The organism is Paenibacillus lemnae, assembly GCF_012933385.1.
In the GTDB taxonomy this organism is placed as follows: domain Bacteria; phylum Bacillota; class Bacilli; order Paenibacillales; family Paenibacillaceae; genus Paenibacillus_AQ; species Paenibacillus_AQ lemnae.
In genome coordinates this window covers 176,270-185,030 of the sequence record NZ_JABBPN010000006.1, presented here as the reverse complement: position 1 = coordinate 185,030, position 8,761 = coordinate 176,270, and the positions used below count along the sequence as shown (strand labels likewise).

Sequence of the window (8,761 nt, the reverse complement as noted above, 5' to 3'; positions counted from 1 at the left end):
AAACTCAAACAGCGCGCGCCGATTGAGTTTCGGCACGCGCTGGCTGCTTAGTTTTTTTCATCTGTCTACTTGACAGGGGTATGACCAATAGTATGGTTGGTTTCTTAATGCTGCCATTTGCATGAATAGCGACTATGATCAATGAATATCTCTGAATATGCCTACAACTTTACCGAGGATGGATACATGGTTCAGGCGCAAAGGTTCGTAAGAAGGATTCTCGGGCTGAAGGCGGATATGATCTTTCTCTTTGTAAAAGGTCTTCACCGTAGCTTCATCCTCTTCTGTCATGGCCACGACGATATCACCATTATCTGCGGTTTGCTGCTGCCGCACGATGACATAGTCACCATTCAGAATCCCCGCTTCCAGCATGCTGTCTCCTGATACCGAAAGCATAAATACTTTATCTTCTCCCACGAAATGATGGGGAAGCGGGAAGTAGTCCTCAATATTCTCAGTTGCTGTAATCGGAACACCTGCGGTTACTTTTCCGACTACTGGAACTCTGGAGATCGTTTGAGTGAAGAGGTTGCTGGATTCTGATTCTTCCTGACCTAGCAATTCAATGGCTCTAGGTTTGGTAGGGTCACGACGAATGAGCCCTTTCTTCTCCAAGCGGTCTAAATGGCCGTGCACCGTTGAACTGGAAGCTAAACCAACGGCTTCCCCAATCTCCCGAACGGAAGGTGGATATCCCTTGCTTCGTACCTCTGTGCGAATGAATTCCAATATGGCCAACTGACGGCTGGATATCTTCGACATACCTTATCAACCCCATTTATGTAACGTTTGGTAAAATTATAACATAGAACTACCGTTCGCACAAACATAAGTTCTAAAAAATAACAGAACAATTGTTCGCAAACCTCTTGAAACAAACAAACGTTCGTGATATAGTTTCTTTATAAGAACACTTGTTTGGGAGATGATGAATCATGTTGAGATACAGTTCATATCAGAGTATTTACGATCAGTCCGCGAAAGATCTGGAAATTACCCAATCCAAATTCAGTCAAGCAATTCATCATATAAAGAGTTATAGTGTCAACAAATTGTTAGGTGTACTGTTCGTATTTCTTTTAGGATTCACAAGTGCATTTACCGTTTTTGCAGGGAGCCCGGAACAGCCTGTGGGTGAACGTAATGTAATTGTACAATCAGGGGATTCGCTATGGAACATTGCTACAAACCATAAACCAGCAGGAATGGACACTCGTGAATATGTGAAAGCTATTGCTAAATACAACGGCATACAGGGACCGGATATTCAATACGGTGACGTAATAGCTTTACCTCTATATTAATGTCAGATCAATATGTCATTTTGTTATATATACAGGGAATAGTAATGCTATAATAAAATAAATTATGGATGTCACTGAGCTTAGTCAAGGTTTATTTCTTGACAAGCTCTTTTTCACATGTCAAAGTTAAGAATGAATTTTTTATTGGAGGGAATCTCATGGATATCGACGCATTAGTTGAACGTATTAACGCTTTGGCACGAAAGAACAAGAACGAAGGGTTAACAGAGCAGGAGCAGAAAGAACGTTCCGAGCTTCGTGAATTGTATCTGAACAATATAAGAAGAAATTTCAGACAGCAGCTCGACTCCATTGAGTGGGTTGATGAAGACAAGGATAATAACGGATTGAAACACTAATACAACGAATTAGAGGGGGAGACAGATGTCTCGTTCGTGGGAAAGAAAAGTAAACAAGAATATGGCTCAGGTGAACAAACAGCGCAAGAAAAGTGGTCAAACATCCATTGGTCATACTGCAGCCATTAATGGTAAGGAAGGCGACTTATTTAAAGGGCGTAAATATGTTCTTCCGCTCGTACTGCTTGCATTGGCTGGTCTTTACGCGCTGTTAGGTATGGCAACGGGAGAGGAGAGCGGAAGTACTGCAACGATGACTTACATTGGTGTCGGCTTGTATGTTTTGCTGGCTGTGATGATTTTTTTAAGAAAGCCATTTTTGAAGGTTGAGCGAAGCGCGGTTTCTACGTTTAAATTCAACCGGGAACGCAAACTTTCTGCTTCCGAAATATCCAAAATTCGAATTTTGCGCGGTTCAGTTGTGATTGAAACTCCCGTCAAAGGTGGGAACTGGGTCTTCTCCCGGTTAATTAACCGGTATGATACGGAAGCAATGGGGATTAGAATGGAAGAGTTTGCTAAGGTGAATCAAATACCTGTAGAACACGAGTAATAGTTACTCATGATTAACTGTATATAGAGAGGGAGATGGAGATGCCGGCAGCTGCTGTTTTATTTGATTTGGATGATACTTTATTATGGGATGAACGAAGCGTGGAGGAAGCTTTTGCCGCCACATGTCAGGCTGCAGCGGATGCTGTTGATGTCGATGAGCATGAGCTGCTGCTTGCGGTTCGAGAGGAAGCGCGTCTGCTTTACGAATCTTATGAAACTTTTGAATTCACCAAATTGATTGGTATTAATCCGTACGAAGGTTTGTGGGCGAACTTTACCGCTGGCGAACAACCTGAATTTCGAAAGCTTCAGGAGCTGGCACCTACATATCGTAAAGCATCATGGACCAACGCTCTAGCTAAACTGGGTATTACTAATGATGAGTTAGCGGGTGCCTTGGCAGAGCAATTTGCGGCTGAACGGAGAAAACGTCCATATGTCTATGAAGAGACTTTCGAAGTTCTCAAATCACTGCAGGGGCGGGTGAAGCTGCTGCTTCTTACGAACGGAAGTCCGGATCTGCAGCAAGAGAAGCTGGATGGTGTGCCTGATCTTGTTCCATATTTTGATCACATTGTAATTTCAGGCAGTTTCGGTAAAGGAAAACCGGATCCGTCAATATTTACGCACGCGCTTGGTTTAATGGAGATTTCGCCTGAGGAAGCTGTTATGGTAGGGGACAAGCTGACAACAGACATTAAGGGTGGCAATGCAGCAGGCCTCACAACGGTTTGGGTGAACCGGACACAGCGTCCAAAAGATCCAGAAATCGTTCCTGACTATGAGGTGAAAAATCTGAATGAACTTCACGAGATTTTAAAATCTTTGTAAAGTGTTGAAGTCAACAATTCAGTATAATGCAGCACTTAGAGCTGACTCGGTGATCCGGGTCAGCTCTTTTTTATGTTTCACATCTTTCACATTAGGTAATTATATAGATGCACGATTGCAGTATTACGAAGGAGGAATGAGATATGAAAGTAGCGGTATTTGGAGCGAATGGACAAATTGGCCGTATTTTTACGGAAAAATGGTTGAAAGAAGATAATAGCAGTATAAGAGCTTTGATCCGCAGCAAGGACCAGGCAAGCTTTTTTGAAGAAAAGGGTGCTGAAACCAAGCTGGTTAATTTAGAAGGCACTGTTGATTCATTAACCCAGGCGATCGACGGGTGCGATGCCGTCGTATTCACTGCTGGATCCGGGGGTTCTACCGGTCCTGACAAGACGCTGCTCATTGACCTCGATGGAGCTGTCAAAGCAGCTGAAGCAGCAAAGCAAGCAGGTATACAGCGTTTCATCATCGTCAGTGCTATGGGTGCAGGGGAGCGTGAGCGCTGGAGTGACAGCATCAAGCCATATTATGCAGCAAAACACTATGCCGACGCTGCTGTCCAGGAAAGTGGACTGTCATACACAATTATTCGACCAGGAGGTCTGCTGAATGATCCGGGAACAGGTCGTATACAAGCCGCAGAACAGCTGGAGAGCGGCAGTGTATCCCGTGAAGATGTGGCAGAGGTTATTGTGGCATCCTTAAAAAATAAAAGCACAGAAAATCGTGCATTTGAAGTCATTGCCGGTGATTCAGAAATTAATGAAGCACTGCAGCACCTGTAATTGTGTCAAATTCTCGCCTTCAAAGCAGCTTACCCGGCTGTTTTGAAGGTTTATTTTGTTTTAAATAGCAAAGAGAGTCACACAATTGTAAGTGATCCTTAACGCTGCAGAAGTATTTGTCAGGTATAATGTAACTATAATGATGATCTGACACGAGGTGAAAAAATGAAACGTTCGGCCTCAAACAAGAAAATAAAGGTGAACTGTGCTTTGATTTCCGCATTAATTCTGACAGCGATCGCGCTTGGAGGTTGTAGTAATGGAAATGCAGGCGACAGCGATACGTTAGTGATGGAGGATCCGATTATTGTAGATCTGTCACTAAGCAAGGAATCTGCAGGCAAGGATGAAAAAGTGAAGTTTACAGCAAATGTCTCCCAATCTGGAGTCCCGGTGGAAGATGCTGACAAGGTAGAGTTTGAAATTCGTCAAGAAGGCGGAGGGTTGCAAATCACGGTTCCTGCCCGGCATTCGGAAGAAGGGTCATATATCTTGGAAAAGTCATTTCAGAAGCCAGGTACATATTTGATTATTTCACATGTAACAGCTCGTGGACAACATTCCATGCCGATGAAAGAACTGAAAATTGTTCCTTGATTTGCTGATAACAAAAGCAGCACTCTTGGCTCTTATTGGCCAGGAGTGCTGCTCTTTAATATGTTCGGGTTAATAAATTAGTTCAAGCCCGGGTTAGGGACAGGTGTAGCTACCCAGCCATTCTCTTCAATGAACAGACGAACAGCAATGATCTGCTTATTGTCCATCAAGGTGAAGAAATGCGGTGTGTTCTCTGGTACGGAAATTACATCGCCAGGTTCGAGCTCTACATTGAAGTAGCCGATGTCGCCGGCGCCTTTAATGATGAAAATCCCTTTGCCGCCAACAATAGCGCGGATCTCATCTTCCGTATGCGTATGAACTTCTTCAAATTTCTGCAAAAGTTCTTCCAGGTTAGGTGTTGATTCGGAAAGCGTAATAACATCCCAGATTTTATAACCGCGGCGAGCTGCCAAATCACGTATTTCTTCATCATAAATATCGAGGATTTTCTTCTTATCATCGTCACTAAGACTGAAATTGGATTGAAGATCTTGTGGAAGCTTATCCATATTCCAATGTTCGTAAACGACTTCTTGGGCGTTTAAAAATTCACGAACATTTTCCTGTCCGGTGATTCTTTCGTTCGTGTTGCGGATAACGATTTCTGCCATTGTCTTATCCCTCTTTCTCCACTTGGATTAATAAGTATTATAATGATTTCAAGATGGTTTGTCATCCTTTACAACCCATTTTATATGATTGTGAAGCATAATTCACGTCATATTCATTCTTTTCTAATGAAATCAATTCTGTTACACTAAGATTTAACGTTTTGAGGGGAGGTTCATATTTTGATTAAGCCAAGTTTACAAGAAATGCTAAAAGAACGAATATTAATCCTGGATGGTGCTATGGGCACGATGATTCAACAGGAGGACCTCTCACAGGATGATTTTGGCGGCGAAGAGCTCGATGGATGCAATGAAATGTTGGTGCTGGAGCGCCCTGACATTATTCAATATATACACGAGAAATATCTGGAAGCTGGCGCAGATCTGATCGAAACCAATACATTTGGTGCTACGTCTGTTGTCCTGGCTGAATACGATATCCCGCATCTCGCAAAAGAGATTAATCTGGAAGCCGCCCGTCTTGCCCGAGCAGCGGTCGAGAAATTTTCAACCCCTGAGAATCCAAGGTATGTAGTGGGCGCCTTAGGTCCTACTACGAAAACCCTTTCTGTTACCGGTGGAGTTACTTTTCAGGAACTAATTGAAAGCTATGAAGAGCAGGTGTTAGCCCTGATCGAAGGAGGAGTGGATGCTCTTCTTCTGGAAACATCTCAGGATACGCTTAACGTCAAAGCAGGCACGATTGGTATTCGTCAAGCCTTTGACAAGACAGGCATACAGCTCCCGGTCATGATATCGGGTACGATCGAACCGATGGGGACGACACTAGCCGGTCAAAACATTGAAGCATTCTATATTTCCCTGGAGCATGTCAATCCCATTTCGATCGGACTAAACTGTGCAACAGGACCCGAGTTCATGCGTGATCATATCCGCTCCCTCTCGGAAATGTCCAGTTCAGCGATCAGCTGTTACCCGAATGCAGGTTTGCCGGATGAGAACGGCAATTATCACGAATCTCCGGAATCATTAGCGCAAAAAATGGGTGCCTTTGCGGAAAAAGGCTGGCTTAACATCGCTGGCGGCTGCTGTGGTACAACACCGGATCATATTCGGGCTTTGCGCGAAGTGATGAGTCAGTATCCTCCGAGACCGTTAACTGGCAGTCACCTGCCCGCACTTTCCGGAATTGAACCGGTATATATAGAACAGGAAAACCGGCCATATATGGTCGGAGAGCGTACAAACGTTTTGGGATCCCGTAAGTTCAAGCGTCTCATCGTGGAAGGGAAATATGAAGAGGCGTCTGAAATTGCCAGGGCTCAGGTCAAGAATGGTGCACATATTATTGACGTGTGTGTTCAAGATCCGGATCGTGAAGAAACAGAAGATATGATTGCTTTTCTGGAGCTGGTCGTCAAGAAGGTCAAGGTTCCGCTCATGATTGATACCACGGATCCCGAAGTAATCGATTTGGCCCTCAGCTATTCACAAGGTAAAGCGATTATTAACTCCATTAACCTTGAAGATGGTGAAGAAAAGTTTGAAAAAGTAACACCTATGCTTCATAAGTATGGTGCTGCGGTCGTCGTGGGGACGATCGATGAAAGCGGACAGGCCATTCATCGTGATGACAAGCTGAAGGTGGCTCGCCGCTCCTATGACCTGTTGGTAAATAAGTATGGAGTTAACCCACATGACATTATCTTTGATACACTCGTGTTCCCGGTAGGTACCGGAGATGAGCAGTACATCGGTTCTGCACAGGAGACCATTGAAGGTATAAGAGTGATCAAAGAAGCCATGCCGGAATGCCACACCATATTGGGTATCAGCAATGTATCTTTCGGTCTACCGGAAGCGGGAAGAGAAGTCCTGAATTCTGTATTTTTATATGAGTGCACGAAGGCGGGACTGGATTATGCCATTGTGAATACAGAAAAGCTGGAACGATACGCTTCCATTTCGGAAGCAGACCGCAGACTGGCAGAAGACCTGATCTACCGGACCAATGACGATACATTAGCCGCTTTTGTAGCTGCTTTCCGTAACAAGAAAGTGGAGAAGAAAGAAAAAATATCCAACTTATCGCTTGAAGAGCGTTTGGCTTCTTATGTAGTGGAAGGAACCAAGGAAGGGCTTATTCCTGACCTGGATGCAGCTCTGCAGAAGTATGGACCTCTTGAAGTTATCAATGGCCCGCTGATGGAAGGTATGTCAGAGGTAGGCAGACTGTTTAACAACAATGAATTGATCGTTGCTGAGGTATTGCAAAGTGCAGAAGTGATGAAGGCATCGGTTTCATATTTGGAGCCTTTCATGGAGAAAGATGAGACTTCTGTTAAAGGGAAAATCATGCTGGCCACGGTTAAAGGCGATGTGCATGATATCGGCAAAAACCTTGTGGAAATCATCCTTGCCAACAATGGTTACGATATTGTCAATTTGGGTATAAAAGTACCACCGGAGCAGATTATTGAAGCTTTTCGTAGAGAAAAACCGGATGCTATTGGTCTTTCCGGCCTTCTAGTGAAATCCGCACAACAAATGGTGCTGACTGCTCAGGATTTGAAAACAGCGGGAATTGATGTTCCAATTATGGTCGGTGGAGCAGCGCTGACTCGAAAGTTTACAAGAACACGTATCCGGCCAGAATATGAAGGCATGGTACTGTATGCTAAAGATGCGATGGATGGTCTGGATCTTGCTAACAAGCTAAGTGATCCTGTACATCGGTCAACACTGGAACAGGAAATCAAAAATGAACGTGAAGAGGATTCTCAGGTTGTAACGGCCGTTAAAACACTGCCTGAGCAGGTGAGAATCAAGCGTTCCAAAATTTCTGCAGAGGCACCGGTTTATATGCCGCCAGATTTAGACCGGCACATCATTCGAAACTACCCCATTTCACATATTCTTCCTTATGTGAATATGCAAATGTTATTAGGGCATCATTTAGGACTTCGGGGATCTGTGGATCAATTGCTGACAGCCCAGGACCCGAAAGCTGTGTCCCTAAAAGAAACGGTTGATGGTATTTTTCAAGAAGCGATTCAAGATGGCATTATTCAGGCGCATGCCATGTACCGTTTCTTCCCAGCGCAATCGGAAGGGAACGATATTATCATCTATGATCCGGAGAACCCTGGTAACGTGCTGCACCGTTTTAGTTTCCCTAGACAGCAGGTAGAGCCTTATTTATGTCTCTCGGACTTCTTAAGACCGGTAGATGGCGGTGTTATGGATTATGTGGGCTTTCTGGTGGTTACAGCTGGTCACGGTGTTAACAAACTTTCAACAGCGTGGAAAGACAAAGGAGATTACCTTCGGTCCCATGCACTTCAGTCTGTTGCCCTGGAAACGGCGGAAGGATTGGCAGAGCGTGTCCACCATATGATGCGTGATACCTGGGGGTTCCCGGATCCTGAAGATATGACAATGAAACGCCGTCTGGGAGCAAGATACCAAGGAATTCGTGTTTCATTTGGTTATCCCGCATGTCCGGATCTTGAGGATCAGGGGCCACTCTTTTCATTATTGAAGCCAGAAGATATAGGTGTCGAGCTGACCGAAGGATTCATGATGGAGCCGGAAGCTTCTGTCTCCGCTATGGTCTTCAGTCATCCTGAAGCCAAATATTTTAATGTGGATAAAGCTTAATCAACGTGAAGTGCGGTTAAAGCCGCAGGAAATCCTCCGAAACTTTCGGGGGATTTCTACGGTTTACATACCTGAAAGGGGAGAAGAAG

Annotated in this window: 9 protein-coding genes; 7 read left to right on the top strand and 2 right to left on the bottom strand. The window is 44.4% G+C overall.

What is annotated here, in order from left to right; genetic code table 11:
• Positions 1 to 138: 138 nt before the first annotated feature.
• Positions 139 to 765, bottom strand: a complete 627-nt coding sequence (gene lexA / locus HII30_RS09365) for a transcriptional repressor LexA (RefSeq protein ID WP_169504749.1) — start codon at positions 763 to 765, stop codon at positions 139 to 141.
• A gap of 173 nt (positions 766 to 938) precedes the next feature.
• On the opposite strand from lexA, the gene HII30_RS09360 reads away from it, so the two are divergent.
• The 6 genes from HII30_RS09360 to HII30_RS09335 all read left to right on the top strand — a co-directional run bounded on the left by HII30_RS09360 (position 939) and on the right by HII30_RS09335 (position 4,437).
• Positions 939 to 1,307 carry a LysM peptidoglycan-binding domain-containing protein gene (locus HII30_RS09360; RefSeq protein ID WP_169504748.1) on the top strand — a complete coding sequence of 123 codons (369 nt, stop codon included), beginning with the start codon at positions 939 to 941 and terminating at the stop codon, positions 1,305 to 1,307.
• Positions 1,308 to 1,465: 158 nt separating this feature from the next.
• On the top strand, positions 1,466 to 1,666 hold the full coding sequence (locus HII30_RS09355; protein WP_169504747.1) for a DUF896 domain-containing protein: 201 nt from the start codon (positions 1,466 to 1,468) through the stop codon (positions 1,664 to 1,666).
• Between the two features lie 25 nt (positions 1,667 to 1,691).
• Positions 1,692 to 2,219 (top strand): hypothetical protein, encoded by a 528-nt coding sequence (locus tag HII30_RS09350; protein WP_169504746.1) that lies wholly within the window; start codon positions 1,692 to 1,694, stop codon positions 2,217 to 2,219.
• Positions 2,220 to 2,260: 41 nt separating this feature from the next.
• A complete protein-coding gene (locus HII30_RS09345) occupies positions 2,261 to 3,052 on the top strand; it encodes an HAD family hydrolase (protein ID WP_169504745.1) in 792 nt (263 codons plus the stop codon).
• A 143-nt stretch (positions 3,053 to 3,195) separates the two neighbouring features.
• Positions 3,196 to 3,840, top strand: coding sequence for an SDR family oxidoreductase (locus tag HII30_RS09340; protein ID WP_169504744.1), 645 nt, complete (start codon positions 3,196 to 3,198; stop codon positions 3,838 to 3,840).
• A gap of 165 nt (positions 3,841 to 4,005) precedes the next feature.
• Positions 4,006 to 4,437, top strand: coding sequence for a FixH family protein (locus HII30_RS09335; protein ID WP_169504743.1), 432 nt, complete (start codon positions 4,006 to 4,008; stop codon positions 4,435 to 4,437).
• A gap of 77 nt (positions 4,438 to 4,514) precedes the next feature.
• Here the strand turns inward: HII30_RS09335 and HII30_RS09330 are convergent, their stop codons facing one another.
• A complete protein-coding gene (locus HII30_RS09330; RefSeq protein WP_169504742.1) occupies positions 4,515 to 5,051 on the bottom strand; it encodes a cupin domain-containing protein in 537 nt (178 codons plus the stop codon).
• A gap of 180 nt (positions 5,052 to 5,231) precedes the next feature.
• On the opposite strand from HII30_RS09330, the gene metH reads away from it, so the two are divergent.
• Complete coding sequence (gene metH / locus HII30_RS09325) at positions 5,232 to 8,672, top strand: methionine synthase (RefSeq protein WP_169504741.1); 3,441 nt, start codon at positions 5,232 to 5,234, stop codon at positions 8,670 to 8,672.
• The last annotated feature ends 89 nt before the right edge of the window (positions 8,673 to 8,761 follow it).